This is a genomic window from Methanoculleus horonobensis (assembly GCF_001602375.1).
GTDB lineage: Archaea > Halobacteriota > Methanomicrobia > Methanomicrobiales > Methanoculleaceae > Methanoculleus > Methanoculleus horonobensis.
In genome coordinates this window covers 235,290-250,252 of the sequence record NZ_BCNY01000013.1, presented here as the reverse complement: position 1 = coordinate 250,252, position 14,963 = coordinate 235,290, and the positions used below count along the sequence as shown (strand labels likewise).

Here is a 14,963-nt window from a genome sequence, read left to right as displayed (position 1 = left end):
AGGCGTCCGGCGAACCTCTGCGGGACGTGAGCGTCAGCAGGCCCGTGGCCCCGGCCTGCAGTCGGATGAGCATCTTCCCGGGTGGGGGTTCAGGGGTTCTTTACCACATTCCGCTTCCAGAGATAATACGGCAGGAAGAGCGGCCAGAAGATGACGACCCAGATCGCCCACGAGGCCGGCTTCCATGTCTCGATATCGCGGAGCCGTTCGGTCTTTACCCGGGTTCCGGCACCGATCGCCGTCGCATCGAAGTACACGACGATTGCGCTCGCGACCGCCAGTACCGCCATGAGATAGACGGCGACCTCCCTCCCGCCGATGTTCGAGACCGTCGCCGCCGTCAGTCCGGCAAGGAGAATGATGAGCACCACGCCCGGCTTGTCCAGCCATGAGTGGGCTCCGGTCATCGGATATCCTCCCGCATGAACCGGACCCATGCCAGCCCGAAGAAGGCCGCCGGCATCGCGAGCAGGGCGATGATGTTGCAGGCGAGGGCGCCGAGGAGGTTTCCGAGTCCCGGGGTATTATCCCCTGCAGGCTGTGATGCAGCGCCGAGAATCGTCTGGTAGTTGCCGGTCGGCGAGACGAGCGTGACGATATCGGTGATCGTCCGTTTCTGGTTCATATATTCTCTCGATGCCCGCTCGTACTCCACGAGGGCTTCCGGGTCTACGGCATCGTTGGATTTGTATGAAACCGCGACCGATGTCACCGTGTAGGCCGAAGAACTCTGCTGGTAGGAGTAGGTGGACATGCCCGGCGGGGTGGGGACGTCGCCGAAGACGGCCGAGTACACCGGGGTGTACGCGAAGATCGGGACGAACGAAGAGAGGACGATCATCACGATCAGGGAGTATAGCAGGGCGCTCCCGCTGTCTTTCGAGACCGTCGACATCAGGAGGGCGAGGGCAAAGAACGTGAAGACGAGGAGGAACGACGTCACCCCGAAGACCAGGATGCGTACCAGTTCGTCGAGGTTCGGGACGATGCCGAACAGGGCCATGATTGCAACGGAGACGACCAGGACGACCCCCATCGCGAGCGCGATTGCGCCGACGCCCCCGAGGGCTTTTCCGTTGATCACCTCGTCGCGGAACACCGGGTAGGCGAGCAGGCTTTTGAGGGATTTACTCTCTTTCTCCCGGGTCACCAGGTCGAACCCCATCGCGATCCCGAGCACCACGCCGATACCGGCCATCAGCATTCCCATCTGGGAGTATGCCGAGAGGATGGAGGGTTTCATCCCGGCAAGGTTGCCGGCGAGCGTCGGGTCGTCGTCACTCTCCGCGATCATCTGGACCGCGTTGTAGTCGGAGAGGTCTTTCGAGTACTGGACCGCTCCGGTGATCATGCCGACGGCGGCGACGACGGCCAGGATCGCGAAGAGGAGGTGGAACCGCCTGCTCCGGAGATGGTCGGAGAACTCCTTGCCCGCGATGATACGCAAGGCCGCCTGCGTCATGCGGTCCCCTCCGCGTAATACGAGAGCAGGATATCCTCCATGTCGGGCATCTCGACCGCCAGCCGCCGGGGGAGGATACCTTCGGCATACAGGGTCTCTGCGATGAAACCGCTGATATCATGCTTCGCGACGATCCGGGCGGAACAGGCGTCCTGCGAATACTCCGCAGAGAGGATCTCCGGGTTCGTGAGCCGGGGCATCGGGGTCATGGTGTCGACGTCGATCGTCACCCGGTCCTGTAGCGCGGCGCGCGAGAGCATCTCCCGGTCGCCGGACGCGATGAGTTTGCCGCGTGCGAGGATCACGACGGAGGTGCAGACTTTGCTCACCTCCGAGAGGATGTGCGAGGAGACGAGGACGGTCGTTCCCCGGTCGGCAAGTTCCCTGACGATCCGGCGGTAGTCCAGCACTCCCCGGGGGTCGAGGTTCGCCGTGGGTTCGTCGAGGATGACGACGGCGGGATCGTTGACGAGGGCCCGGGCGAGGCCGAGCCGCTGCCGCATCCCTTTCGAGTAGCCGCCGACCTTCGTCCCGACACCGTCCAGCCCGACGAGGGCGAGGAGGTCGTCGACCCGCCGTTTCCGCTCGGCCTCGCTGAGCCCGTAGAACCTCGCCGCGTAGTCGAGGTTCTCTTCTGCGGTGAGGTCGGCGTAGAACCCGACGTCTTCAGGCATGTAGCCGATCTTCTTCTTCACCTCGATCGGGTGGGCGGCGACCTCGGTCCCGCCGATGGAGCATGCGCCCGAGGTCGGCTGGATGAGCCCGACGAGCATCAGGATGGTGGTGCTCTTGCCGGCGCCGTTCGGGCCGAGCAGCCCGAAGACCTCGCCGTCGGGGATCTCAAGGCAGAGGTCGTCCACGGCAGCGATGCCGTTGTAGACTTTGGTCAGGCGGTCGCAGCGGATCATCGCCCGGCCTCCGCATCCTCGCCGTCCTCGAAGCAGAAGACCTCCTCGATGGTGACGTTAAAGGTCTTCGCGATCCTGTAGGCGACCTCGATGGAGGGGTTGTACTTCCCCCGCTCGATGGAGTTGATCGTCCGCCGGGTGACCCGGATCGCATCGGCAAGTTCCTCCTGGGTCATGTCGTGCATCGCGCGAAAGACCTTGATCTTGTTTTTCATCGGTTCTACGTCCCATACCTTCTGTTGTAGTACCACAAAAACGCACCATACAGTGCAGTCAGCAGCACCGTGACCACGCCGAGCGCTGCACCGAACGCGCGGGTCGTATCCCGGATGCGGTGACCTTCCGCAAAGAGATCGTCGAGGGCGACGATATCGTCTATGGTCAGGTTCGCCGGGTCGGGGATGAGGTAGGTGTTCTTGTAGAGAAACTCCGGGTCCGGAGGAGCGGTGAGTACGCCGTAGACGACCAGGATCGACCCGTTCTCGCATCTGGACAGGGTCGAACCAGTCCCGCCGGTGAACGAGAAGATCATCAGCACGGCAAACCCGATCGCAGTGACCAGGATGGTCACCTCGAGCGCGCTGAGCGCCGCCTTTCCGTGCAGGACCGTCGAGAGTTCGTCTTCCGTGACCTCGGTCACGCTGCGGCGGCAGAGAGCCAGGATACCGATACCGACGACGACGGCGATGACCGGGATGATCATGTTTGCGGATGTCAGGCCGTACCCGAGAGCGAGGATCAGGCCGATTGCCACCAGGACGACGCAGATGAGATAGGTTCGTTGCTTCATGCTTCCACTATGTAACGAGTACTTCTCTTATTGTGTAAATAACTTCCCATATGGTGCGACACGCTTCTCTATGGGGGCCGGTATGTTCCGGGCATCAAAGCAGCCAGTCCTGAGGCTGAAGGACACGCAGAGATCCGAAAAAATGGTGTAAAAAGAGGAGAGGACGGGCGCTTACGCCTCTTCCCCCTCTTCCTCGGAATCCAGGATCGTGAACCCGATGACCCGGTCGCCGTCGTCGAGCCGCATGATCCGGACACCGCGGGTGCCCCGCTTCTGGATCGAGATCTCGGAAACTTTCGTCCGGATCACGATGCCCGACGCGCTCATCACGATGATCTCGTCGTCGTCGGAGACCGCCATCGACCCGACGACGTTGCCTGCCCGGGCGTCGACGACGATGTTCCGGACGCCGAGCGTGCCCCTGCCGTGTCCGCGGAACTCATCGAACTCCGTCCGCTTCCCGTAGCCCTGTTCCGTGAGGGTGAGGAGATGATCCTCCTCGACCACCGATACCGCCTGGAGCGCATCGGCGTGGCGGAGCTTGATCCCCCGCACGCCCATGGCGTTGCGGTGAACCGGGCGGACGGCCTCCTCGTGGAACCGGAGGCTCTGCCCGAACTTCGTCGTCAGGATCAGCTCCTGGTTGCCGTCGGTCGCCTTCACGTCCACCAGCGCATCGCCGTCGCGGAGGTTGATGGCGTTGATCCCGGTCTGCCGTGGCCGCGAGAACTCGTCGAGCGCCACCTTCGCGACCGTCCCGGCCCTCGTCGCGAAGAAGAGGTAGTGGTCGGGCCTGTACTCCCGCACAGGGATCACCGTGGTCACGCGCTCTTCGCCGTCGAGGTTTAAGAGGTTGACAAGGGCCTTGCCCTTGCTTGCCCGCTGCCCTTCGGGGAGGTCGTAGACCTTCAGCCAGTACAGCCTCCCTTTGTCGGTGAAACAGAGGAGGTTGTCGTGCATGTTCGCGACGAAGACCTTCTCGACCCCGTCGTCGTCTTTCGTTGCCATGCCGATGACGCCGCGGCCCCCGCGCCGCTGGTTCCGGTAAGTGTCGAGATCGATCCTTTTTACGTAATTCGAGGAGGTGAGCGAGACCAGCATCGGTTTGTCCTCGATGAGGTCCTCTCTGTCGAACGCCTCGGCTGCCTGCGCAATCCGGGTTCTCCGCTCGTCGCCGAAGCGCGCACTGATATCGACGAGTTCCTTCCTGATCTCGGCGAGAATGCTTGCCTCGCTTGCGATGATCGCGGACAACCGCTCGATCTCCGCCGCAATTGCATCGCGCTCGTCGAGAATCTTCTGCTGTTCGAGCGCCGCAAGCCGCCGAAGCTGCATCTTTAAGATTGCGTCCGCCTGCACCTCATCGAGCGCAAACTTCGCTACCAGAGCCTTCAGGGCCTCTTCGGTCGTCCCGGAACCCCGGATCGTCGCGATGACCGCGTCGATGTTGTCGAGCGCGACGAGGAGGCCGCGGAGGATGTGCATCCGCTCCTCGTTCTTCGTGAGATCGAACTCGGTCCTCCGGCGAACCACGTCCACCCGGTGCTTGAGGAACTCGTGGACGATCTCCTTGAGGTTCAGGGTTCGGGGCTGGCGGTCGACGATCGCGAGGTTGATGATGCCGAAGGATGACTCGAGTGCCGTGTGCTTGTAGAGGAAGTTCAGTATCACCTGGGGCGCGGCGCCTTTCTTCAAGTCGATCACGACCCGCATGCCGTCGCGATCGGACTCGTCGCGGATATCGCCGATCCCCTCGATCCTCTTCTCGCGAACAAGGCTCGCGATATGCTCGATCAGGCGCGCCTTGTTCACCTGGTAGGGGATCTCGGTGATGATGATCTGCGGTGTCCGCCCCTCTTCCTCGATCTCCGCGACGCCCCTGACAACGCACTTCCCGCGCCCGGTCAGGTAGGCATCGCGGATGCCTGCGTTGCCCATCATGATCCCGCCGGTCGGGAAGTCCGGTCCGGGCATGACCTGCATCAGTTCCTCGGTTGAGATGCCGGGTTCGTCGATGACGCGGCAGGTCGCCTCGCAGACCTCTCTGAGGTTGTGAGGCGGCATGTTCGTCGCCATGCCGACGGCAATCCCGCTTGAGCCGTTGACGAGGAGGTTTGGAACCCGTGCCGGAAGGACGTTGGGCTCCTGGAGCGATTCGTCGAAGTTCGGGACGAAGTCGACCGTCTTCTTGTCGATGTCGGCGAGCAGTTCCTCCGAGATCTTCGTGAGCCGGGCCTCCGTGTAACGCATGGCGGCAGCGGAGTCCCCGTCGATCGAACCGAAGTTCCCCTGGCCGTCCACCAGCGTGTGGCGGTAGGAGAAGGGCTGGGCCATCTTCACCATCGTATCATAGATGGCCGAATCGCCGTGAGGGTGGTACTTACCCATCACGTCTCCGACAACACGGGCGCTCTTCTTGTAGGGCTTGTCGCTCGTGTTGCCCATCTCCCACATCGCGAAGAGGGTGCGGCGGTGAACCGGTTTCAAACCGTCCCTCGCGTCGGGGATGGCACGCCCGATGATCACGCTCATCGCGTAGTCGATGTAGCATGATTTCATCTCCTCTTCGATGTTGATCGGGACGACGCCTTCAGATGTCAAGGTTGCTCACCTCCTTTGCATGCCTGCGGATGAAATCTCTCCGGGCGTCCACGTTCTCTCCCATAAGTTTCTCGAATATCTCGTTTGCATAAATCGCGTCCTCGATCTTGACCTGTTTGAGGATCCGGTTGGCCGGATCCATCGTGGTGCTCCAGAGCTGGCCGGCGTTCATCTCACCAAGACCCTTGTAGCGCTGGATCGAGACGCCCTTCTCGCCCCACTCGGCGATGATCTCCCGCATCTCTTCCTCACGGTAGACGTACCGCTCCTGTTTGCCCCTGGCGACCCGGAAGAGAGGCGGCTGAGCGATATAGATGTAGCCGTGCTCGACGAGCCCCGTCATGTAGCGGTAGAAGAACGTGAGGAGGAGCGTCCGGATGTGGGCTCCGTCGACATCGGCATCCGTCATCAGGATGATCCGGTGGTACCGGGCCCGTTCCGCATCGAAGTTGTCGCCGACTCCGGTGCCGATAGCGGATATCAGCGCCTGGATCTCGGCATTCTTCAGGATCTTGTGCTCCGACGCCTTCTCGACGTTGAGGATCTTCCCTCGCAGGGGGAGGATCGCCTGGAACTTCCGATCCCGGCCCTGTTTTGCGGAACCCCCTGCAGAGTCTCCTTCCACGATGTAGATCTCGCTCTTCGCCGGATCCCGCTCCTGGCAGTCGGCGAGTTTCCCGGGGAGGCCGGTCGACTCGAGCGTGCTCTTTCGCCGGGCGAGTTCGCGCGCGTTCCGGGCGGCCTCCCTGGCCCTGGCCGCCGCCATCGCTTTGTCCACGATCGCCTGGAGGGTTTTTGGATGCTCCTCGAAGTACTCGGTGAGCGACGAGTAGACAAGCGAGTCCACGATGCCCCGGACGTTGCTGTTTCCAAGGCGCATCTTGGTCTGCCCCTCGAACTGCGGGTTCGCTACCCGGGTGCTGATGACGGAGGCGAGTCCCTCCCTGACATCTTCACCCTTGATCTGGGCATCGTTGTTCTTGAGGAGGTTGTTTCTGTGGGCGGCGCTGTTGATCGCCCGGGTGAGGGCGCTCCGGAACCCCTCGAGGTGGGTGCCGCCCTCCCGGGTGTTGACGCTGTTGACGTAGGTGTGGATCGTCTCTGCGTATGAGTCGTTGTACTGCAGGGCGACCTCGACCTCGACCATGCTCTCGGGATCGCGTTTCTGGAAGTAGATGATATCGTCGTGGAGGCTCCCCTTCCCTTCGCCGAGATGAGCGACGAACTGCCGGATCCCGTCCTCGAAGCAGTAGGTGACGCAGTCGCCGGTGCGCTCGTCCCGCAGAACGATGGTGAGGCCGCTGTTTAAGTAGGCGAGTTCGCGGAGCCGGTGATCCAGAACATCGTAATCGAACTCGACGGTCTCGAAGATCGAGCGGTCGGGCTGGAATGTGATCCGGGTTCCCTGGAGCCGCTTGTAGTCGAGCTGCTTTCCGTCAAGGGCGCCGTAGCGCTCCTCGTACCGGGCCTCCATCTCGTGTTCGGTCTCCGGGCGGCTTGCGAGCGGTTTTGCGACCAGACCCTGCCGGAACTGCATCGCATAGACGTTGCCGTCCTTGAAGACCGTTGCATCGAGCCAGCTTGAGAGGGCGTTGACGACCGAGACGCCGACGCCGTGCAGCCCGCCGGAGACCTGGTAGGTATTCTTGTCGAACTTTCCGCCGGCGTGAAGCACGGTGAGGACGATCTCGAGCGCGCTCTTGCCGTACTGGGGCATGAGGTCGACCGGGATGCCGCGCCCGTTGTCATCAACCGTGACCGAGCCGTCCCGGTTGATGGTCACGAGGATCCGGTCGCAGAACCCGGCGAGGGCCTCGTCTACGGAGTTGTCCACGACCTCGTAGACCAGGTGGTGCAGCCCCCGGCTCTCCGTGCTGCCGATGTACATGGCGGGACGCTCCCGCACAGGCCTCAGGCCTTCCAGTACCGTGATGTGGGAGGCATCGTAGGTATCAGTCATCTGTGACCTCCGCTGAAGAAGCGGTGTCCTGAATCGCAGCAAAATTCACAGTATATATTGGTTTTATAAGCACTTATATTATATGGCTCCGGGGAATTCCCTGTTTCGGGGTTATCCTGTTGTTTTACGGATTGGCAGGGCTCCAATACCGGCGTGCCCGGGAAGCCCCGACCTCCCGGTCATCCCGGCTATGGGGCGGGAGGCATGCGCTCCCGTCAATCGTACTTTCCCGTATCCGGATCGGGTATGCCGAGTTCTTTATCGACCGCGATCGCGAGACGGTTGAGGATCCGTTTTACGTCGGCCGCATCTTCCCTGTCCAGCGTGCCGGGCTGGTGCCAGATCACCATCTTGCGGAGCCGCCCGACGAGTTCCTCGATCTCGGTTCCCCGGAACTGTTCCGGTATGGTGAAGTCGTTGAGGTGGTCTGCGGCGCCATAGAACGCTCGCTCGGGAGGCAGGCCGAAGTGCCGTGAAAGCAGCATCAGGTTGACGACGAACCCTCTGCCGAATTCGCTCTTTGGGGGCATACCACCCTATGCACCGCCGGGGGATATGAACGATCTGGTTTCTCGTGTCGGTGGTGCCAAGGAAACGGTTCCGGGTCTGTGGATCTGGCTGGTCTGAACCCAATCATTGGTTTGTATCGAGTTATGATGAGCTGATCAACCGAAGCGAGGGAAAATCCCGTATCAGTGGGTCGTGGGGGCTGCACATCTCGCATCTTGCGGTGCTCAAACTTTGTTCCTGAAAGAACATCGCCAGTCCAAGACCTTTGGTCTTCTCCAGCGATGTCCCATAGGGACATCGCCTATCGCCATGAACTGCCCCCACCCCTGGGGGTGGGGGAGGAGGCCGGAGGCCGGGTGGGGTGGGGGTTACAGGTATCCTATTATGTGACAGAGACAGGGGAGGGGGGCACCCCCCCTCCCCGTCAGCCCCACCCCCAGTCGCGATATTCGGTGGAAATCCGTGCACGGCTTCATGATGTGCCGGAGAATGACTGGCCAAAGATACACCGGATAGAACGTCCGGTGTATGAGAAACCCGTAGGCTTCCGACCCACCCAACCAGACCTACGCCGACCCATAGATCAGAACTGCAGAGAGGACGATGAAGCCGAGCGTCATGACGAAGAAGACGGTCTCCCTGGTGCGGAGGGGTTTTTTCCTGACATACAGGCCGGCATTCGCCCCATATCCCCGGCAGAGCATGCTCGTGAAGGTGCGTTCGCCCTGTTCGTACGACCGGATGAAGATCGTCCCGACCGTGTAGCCGAGCTGGTTCAGCCGGTAGCGGTAGGGGAGGGTGCGGTCGAGGGGATCGAAGCACCGGGTCGCCATCGCGGTTCGTATCCGGGTAAACATCTCGGCAAAGACGAAGATGTAGCGGACCATCATCGCGAGCGTGAGGGTGAACTCCCGGGGCAGGCCGAGCCTTCCTGCCGCCTCGATCATGTCCTGCATCTTCGTCGTCGACGAGAGCAGAATGATGAACGATACGCTGACGATGAACTTCACGAGGAGGACCGACGCGAACTTTACCGACTCCGCATAGACCTCGATCCCGAACGGCAGGACGGCAATCGTATGGAAAACATCATAATAAGGGTTTTTGACGAATACCTGGAACGCGACCAGGAAGATCCCGAACGGCAGGATGAGCGCGAGCCGCTTTAAGTAGACCGTCGGCGGGAGACGCGATGCGGCCCAGAGTGCGGCGACGAAAGCGAAGAGGATGGCGCCGAGTGCGTAGACCCTCGTCGAGTAGGGCACGGCCACGATCGTCACGATGGCGGCGAGGGCTATGAGGAGTTTTATCCTTGCGTCCAGCCGGTGGACGATGCTTGTCCGATAAGCGTACTTCTCGATGAAGTAGAGGTCGTCGATCATCTTCGACTCGCGTAGGCTTCGAGGAACGCCTTCTTCGCGTCCTCGTAGGTGTAGGCCATATCGATGGCGACGCCGTTCTCCCGGAGCGACCGGATCAGTTTCGGTATGGGCGGCACGTCGAGCCTTGTCCGGGTGAGGAGTTCCGGCCGGGCGAAGACCTCCCCGACCGTCCCGGAGCCCACGATCGTTCCCCTATCCATCACGTAGACATAGTCCGCCATCTCCGCCACGAGGTCGAGGTGGTGGGTCGAGAAGACCACCGTCATGCCGTACTCCTCGGGGAGCCGGTTGACGAAGCGAACGAGGTCGGTGACGCCCTGGGGATCGAGCCCCGCGGTCGGTTCGTCGAGCACCAGCACCTCCGGCTCCATCGCGAGGATGCCGGCGATGGCGACCCGTTTCTTCTCACCTCCCGAGAGGTGGTGCGGCACGCGCTCGCGCAGATCCTCGATCCCGAGGAGGTGCAGGGCCTCCTCGACACGGTGGGCGACCGTCGTCTCGTCGAGGCCGAGGTTGATCGGGCCGAACGCGACATCCTGCTCCACGGTGGGGGAGAAGATCTGGTCGTCGGGATTCTGGAAGACGATCCCGACGAACTTCCTGACCTCGCGGACGTTCGCGTTCGTGATCGGCTCGCCCTTGATCAGCACCTCGCCTGACGTGGGTTTGAGGATGCCGTTGAAGTGCTTGAAGAGCGTGCTCTTCCCGGCACCGTTCGGCCCGATGACGGCGATGCGGGACTTCCTCTCTGCGGTGAAGTTCACGCCCTCGAGAGCGTGGACGTTGCCGCGATAGATATGGGTGAGACTGCGGGTCTCGAGCAGGTGCATGATGGCAAAAAGTGAGAGTTTTTCAGGTATCTAGTTGTCGGGCCGTGCAGAGACCCTCGCGACGGCGAAGACCAGTATCAACATGAGAAGCGTGCCGATAACGACCGCAAGCACCTCTCCGGCCTTATCCATGCCGGGGATGCTGTAGTCCGGCATGAGCGCCTCGTACGCGAAGTCGTTCCCGGTAGCGGCTATTACCTGCTCCTCTGCGGCGCCGGCGGCATCTTCATCGAGCTCGCTCCCCATGAAGGGCTTTGCGCCGTAAATGCTGAAGAACGCGCTCTCAAGCCCGTCGGGGTCTCCGGACGCAAGGAACGGCGCGGCAATCGCGATCACGAGGGCGATCGCGATACCGATGACGACGAACTGCTTCCTCTCCATTACACGCTCACCCCCGTCGGGTGTTCGAGGATGTCGGGGCGTGCCGAGGCGATCAGGTAGAGGGCGCCCGCGGTGATGCCTCCCTCGATGAGCCCGATGACCGCATGGTAGAGCCCAAGGCCGGTGAGTGCTGGAACCAGCGGGAACGTTCCGGCGATTGCGAGTTCGACGGCACAGAGGATTGCGGAGATGAAGAGCGCCGCCCATGCGGCGATGAAGGCGGCGGCATACGCATTCCCAATCACGCGTTTGATGGCGGTATACCCGTAGTAGCCGATGAACCCTCCGACGACGCCCATGTTGATGATGTTCGCGCCCATGACGGTGATGCCGCCGTCGCCGAAGATGATACCCTGCACGAGGAGCACCAGCGTCAGGACGAAGACTCCTGCGAACGGCGACCCGAGGACGATTGCCGCGAGCGCCGCACCGACCATGTGGCCGCTCGTCCCCCAGGGGATGGGGATGTTCAACGCCTGGATGGCGAAGATGCCTGCGGCGAGCACGGCGACCAGCGGTATCTTCTCCTCTCCCATCGAACGCCGCGCCCACCGGAGGGCGAGGGCGATGAAGACGAGGGCGATGACCCAGTAGACCAGGGCCTGCCCCATCGGTATAAACGCGTCAGGTATATGCATGACACACCTGATGCGATTGTATTACGTATTGGTATAAATGTATTACTAAGCACATCGCATATCTCAGCCGGTAAGAATCCGGCGTACTCCCGATGCGAAAAGTATGCCCATTGCCCTGGCCAGCGCGGGTTTCAGGGCAAGTTTGCGAAGCAGGGTGCCCGGCCGATCCATATCGCCGTGCTCCACGATCGTCCTGATGAGATCCGGATCGTCGAGAGCCCGGCAGAGGCGGTCGATATCCTCCGCCGTCATCTTCTGGCGCATCCGGAGTGCCTTCATACCGATATCGAGTTCTTTCCCGAAGTCTTCCTTCCAGCGCCGCTCATAGTCCCGGAGGCTCTCGTCGTCGAACTCCCCGCGCGCACAGCAGGCCGCGGCAACGGCGGCCGCATGTTTTGCCGACCGAACGCCGGTGTAAACCCCGCCGCCCGATGTGGGTTTTGCGAACCCCGCCGCATCGCCGACGAAGAGCGCCCTCCGTCCGTATGTCCGGGGCATGACCCCGAGCGGGATGACCCCGCTCGCGAGGTGGAGCGAGTTACCCCCGTAGCGGGCGATGAACCGGTCGAAGTGGTCTTTTGCATGCTCCCGGGCGCAGAGGCCGACACGGGCGCGGGTCGCCGAGATCGGGATCACCCACCCGAAGAAGTCGGGAGCGGCATTGGGGTGGAGTTCCACGTAGCGCGGATCCATCTCATAGGGAACCTCCGCCTGCACCCCGGCGAGGTAGAGCGCAGGCCGCTGCAGGCCGAGCATGCGGGCGACGGAGCTCCGCGGCCCGTCGGCGGCGACGAGAAGGCGAAACGGGATCTCCTCCCGCCCGCGGACGCCCCGGGTCAGGAGTGAGGAGCCGCTGATCCCCGACGCGCTGGTCTTTGGGCGGAACTCCGCACCGGCGTCCACCGCCTTCTCTGCCATCTCCCGGTCGAGGATGCCCCGGTCGACGACGTAAGCCTTCGTGACCCCCGCATCGAAGAGGAGTTCCCCTCCGAGACCCGAGACCATCCGTGCGCCGCTTACCTCGTTCAGGATCGAGCGGTTCGAGACGCCGCACTCGGCAAGAGCGGAGACCGAGAGCAGTCCCGCGCACTGCACCGGGTAGCCGATCGTCCCGTGCTCCTCGATACAGAGCGTTGAAAGCCCCTCCTCCGCGCACGCCCGCGCCGCCGCGCTCCCGGCAGGCCCTGCGCCCACAACGACTACATCCCAGACCAGAGTATCATGCCCCGCACGAGTTGGTTTCCGGCCGCCGGCTGCCTGTCCCTGTGGTGCAGGCCGGGGGGCTGGTTCCTGAGTAGAGTGGACGTTCGGTGACTTAAAAGGGAGCGGATGGTGGGAACGTTACATGTCACATCCAGGCATGCGATCCATAGGGAGTGCGACGCCTGGGAACGCAATAGACCGGTCGCCCGAAATAGGAGGAGATCTTCGTTTTTTTGTGGGTATTAGCGGGAGGATAAACCGTGAGAAATCCCGTAGAGTGGACCGTGGGAATATCGCAGTTGGGGGGTGGGGACAGGGGAGGGGAGCATGCCCCCCCTCCCCGTCAGCCCCTCCCCTATGGCGATATCCAATGGAAATCCGTGTACTGGGGTTTGCAATGTTCCAACGAACGGCTGGAGTAAATAGACACAACCCCCTCTGGTTCCTCGCTGCACGGCTCTCCACATGGCCTAGAGAGGTGCGATCGTGTGCCCCCCGCCCCCGCACCTTCGGTGCTCGAACTCCTGCTCCCACCCTTCGGTGCTCCTGCTCCGTTCCGTCGGAACGTCGCACCCTTCGGCCCATCGCACCCCATGGCCTGCCAACCTCGCTCCCACAGCTGCGTATTTGACGGATCATGCCCCAGGTAGTACGAAATGCCGGATATGCGGGAGTTCAAGTGGAAGCAGTGCCTGGTCGTGCGCGCCGACATCAAGATGAGTTGCGGCAAGAAGTGTGCGCAGATCGCCCACGCCGCCATCGGGGCGTACGAGAAGGCCGACAAGATTGCAAAGAAGGCCTGGTTCGACGAAGGGCAGAAGAAAGTGGTGCTGAAGGCTTCGTCCGAGCGGCAGCTCTTTGAACTCAAGACGATCGCGGAGCGGGCGGGCATCCCCGCGTCGATCATCCAGGACGCCGGGATGACCGAGATTCCGCCGGGAACCGTGACGGCGCTCGGCCTCGGCCCCGCTCGCTCCGAAGACCTCGACCGTATCACCGGAGACCTCTCGTTGCTATGATGCCCTCGCCCCATCCCCTTGAGGTGGATCTCGGGATGCGCTACTACGCATCCGATGATCCCGGTATCGGCGGGCGGCTCCGCGCAAGCCCCGCCGACTTCGCCGTCGAAGAACTCCCGCTTCCGATCGCCGACCCGGACGGCCCCTACCTCATCTGCCGGCTCATCAAGACGAACTGGGAACTCCAGCGGGCGGTCAAGGAGATTGCAAAGCGGCTCGGCATCAGCCACCGGAGGATCGCCTGGGCGGGGACGAAGGACAAGAACGCGGTGACCACCCAGTTCATATCGATCTACGATGTCCCGCCCGAAGCGGTCGAACAGGTGCACCTCGCGGATATCACGCTTGAGGTCGTCGGGCGGTCGCAGCACTCGCTTTCCCTCGGCAGCCTCGCGGGCAACCGGTTCGATATCGCCATCCGCGACTGCATCGAAGACGGCCTCGCGGCGCGGGTGCAGGCGGCGACGGAGGTGGCGTCCGCCGGGATACCGAACTACTACGGGCTGCAGCGGTTCGGCGTCGTCCGGCCGGTCACGCACCTCGTCGGCGAGAAGATCCTCAAGGGCGACTACGAAGGCGCCGTGACCATATACATCGGCCGGGCCTACCCCCGGGAGTCGGAGGAGGGACAGCGCGCCCGGACTCATTTCACCGAGACCCACGATGCCCGGGCGGCGCTCGCCGACCTACCCATACGGATGACCTACGAGCGGGCGATGGCGAACCACCTCGTCGCGAACCCCGGCGACTATGCCGGCGCGCTCCGGGCGCTCCCCCCGAAGCTCCTCTCGCTCCTGGTGAGCGCATACCAGTCCTACCTCTTCAACCGCGCGCTCTCCTCCCGGATCGACGCAGGAATGTCGCTCACCGATCCCGAAGTCGGCGACCGGCTCCTCTTTCTGGATGGTCGCGAGGATATCGTCTCCGCGCGAAACCGGCAGGCGGCCCTGATGCAGATCCGCCGCGGCCGGTGCCGGATCGCCCTCTTCATCCCGGGTTCGGAACCGATAGTGTCGCACGGGCCGATGGACGAGATGATGCAGGAACTGATGGCCGAGTCGGGCATCGACGCCGGAGACTTCAAGCGCGCCTCCCGGTTCGTGAAGACGGCGTTTGCCGGCGTTCTGAGACCGATCAGCCTCTCCGCCGACGTGGAGGCGGACGTATCCGGTGCGGACGTCCGGCTCAGATTCACGCTCCCTCCCGGCCACTACGCGACGACGGTCTGCCGGGAGTATATGAAGGCCGACCCGTACGTGATGATCTAGACGTTCGGTGA

General features: G+C 62.6%; 15 protein-coding genes. 2 read left to right on the top strand and 13 right to left on the bottom strand.

Annotated elements, in window-relative coordinates:
- Window positions 1-89 precede the first annotated feature (89 nt).
- From MCUHO_RS04225 to MCUHO_RS04165, 13 genes are all read right to left on the bottom strand, one after another.
- Entirely contained in the window at window positions 90-407 is a 318-nt protein-coding gene (locus MCUHO_RS04225; protein WP_067073842.1) for a hypothetical protein, read from the bottom strand.
- Window positions 404-1,462: an ABC transporter permease gene (locus MCUHO_RS04220; RefSeq protein WP_067073839.1), complete on the bottom strand. Its 1,059-nt coding sequence runs from the start codon at window positions 1,460-1,462 to the stop codon at window positions 404-406. The genes MCUHO_RS04225 and MCUHO_RS04220 overlap by 4 nt, the downstream gene beginning before the upstream one ends.
- Window positions 1,459-2,370: an ABC transporter ATP-binding protein gene (locus tag MCUHO_RS04215; RefSeq protein ID WP_067073837.1), complete on the bottom strand. Its 912-nt coding sequence runs from the start codon at window positions 2,368-2,370 to the stop codon at window positions 1,459-1,461. The genes MCUHO_RS04220 and MCUHO_RS04215 overlap by 4 nt, the downstream gene beginning before the upstream one ends.
- Entirely contained in the window at window positions 2,367-2,585 is a 219-nt protein-coding gene (locus MCUHO_RS04210; RefSeq protein ID WP_067073832.1) for a helix-turn-helix transcriptional regulator, read from the bottom strand. The genes MCUHO_RS04215 and MCUHO_RS04210 overlap by 4 nt, the downstream gene beginning before the upstream one ends.
- A 5-nt stretch (window positions 2,586-2,590) precedes the next feature.
- Window positions 2,591-3,160 (bottom strand): DUF2178 domain-containing protein, encoded by a 570-nt coding sequence (locus MCUHO_RS04205; protein ID WP_067073828.1) that lies wholly within the window; start codon window positions 3,158-3,160, stop codon window positions 2,591-2,593.
- 171 nt (window positions 3,161-3,331) lie between these two features.
- Entirely contained in the window at window positions 3,332-5,761 is a 2,430-nt protein-coding gene (gene gyrA / locus MCUHO_RS04200) for a DNA gyrase subunit A (protein ID WP_067073823.1), read from the bottom strand.
- Window positions 5,751-7,721 (bottom strand): DNA topoisomerase (ATP-hydrolyzing) subunit B, encoded by a 1,971-nt coding sequence (gene gyrB, locus MCUHO_RS04195; protein WP_067073819.1) that lies wholly within the window; start codon window positions 7,719-7,721, stop codon window positions 5,751-5,753. The genes gyrA and gyrB overlap by 11 nt, the downstream gene beginning before the upstream one ends.
- 215 nt (window positions 7,722-7,936) lie before the next feature.
- Window positions 7,937-8,251, bottom strand: a complete 315-nt coding sequence (locus MCUHO_RS04190; RefSeq protein ID WP_067073815.1) for a hypothetical protein — start codon at window positions 8,249-8,251, stop codon at window positions 7,937-7,939.
- A gap of 546 nt (window positions 8,252-8,797) precedes the next feature.
- Complete coding sequence (cbiQ, locus tag MCUHO_RS04185; RefSeq protein WP_067073811.1) at window positions 8,798-9,613, bottom strand: cobalt ECF transporter T component CbiQ; 816 nt, start codon at window positions 9,611-9,613, stop codon at window positions 8,798-8,800.
- The gene (locus tag MCUHO_RS04180; protein ID WP_067073807.1) at window positions 9,610-10,443 is read right to left on the bottom strand and encodes an ATP-binding cassette domain-containing protein; all 834 of its coding nucleotides are present in this window, start codon (window positions 10,441-10,443) and stop codon (window positions 9,610-9,612) included. Before MCUHO_RS04180 ends, cbiQ begins: the two co-directional genes overlap by 4 nt.
- Before the next feature lie 30 nt (window positions 10,444-10,473).
- A complete protein-coding gene (locus MCUHO_RS04175) occupies window positions 10,474-10,824 on the bottom strand; it encodes a PDGLE domain-containing protein (RefSeq protein WP_067073803.1) in 351 nt (116 codons plus the stop codon).
- Window positions 10,824-11,462, bottom strand: coding sequence for a cobalt transporter CbiM (cbiM, locus tag MCUHO_RS04170; protein ID WP_067073798.1), 639 nt, complete (start codon window positions 11,460-11,462; stop codon window positions 10,824-10,826). The genes MCUHO_RS04175 and cbiM overlap by 1 nt, the downstream gene beginning before the upstream one ends.
- A 63-nt stretch (window positions 11,463-11,525) precedes the next feature.
- The gene (locus MCUHO_RS04165) at window positions 11,526-12,677 is read right to left on the bottom strand and encodes an NAD(P)/FAD-dependent oxidoreductase (RefSeq protein ID WP_067073795.1); all 1,152 of its coding nucleotides are present in this window, start codon (window positions 12,675-12,677) and stop codon (window positions 11,526-11,528) included.
- Window positions 12,678-13,321: 644 nt separating this feature from the next.
- Between MCUHO_RS04165 and pth2 the strand changes: the two genes are divergently transcribed.
- Window positions 13,322-13,684, top strand: coding sequence for a peptidyl-tRNA hydrolase Pth2 (pth2, locus tag MCUHO_RS04160; protein ID WP_067073791.1), 363 nt, complete (start codon window positions 13,322-13,324; stop codon window positions 13,682-13,684).
- Window positions 13,681-14,952, top strand: coding sequence for a tRNA pseudouridine(13) synthase TruD (gene truD / locus MCUHO_RS04155; RefSeq protein WP_067073778.1), 1,272 nt, complete (start codon window positions 13,681-13,683; stop codon window positions 14,950-14,952). Before pth2 ends, truD begins: the two co-directional genes overlap by 4 nt.
- Window positions 14,953-14,963 lie beyond the last annotated feature (11 nt).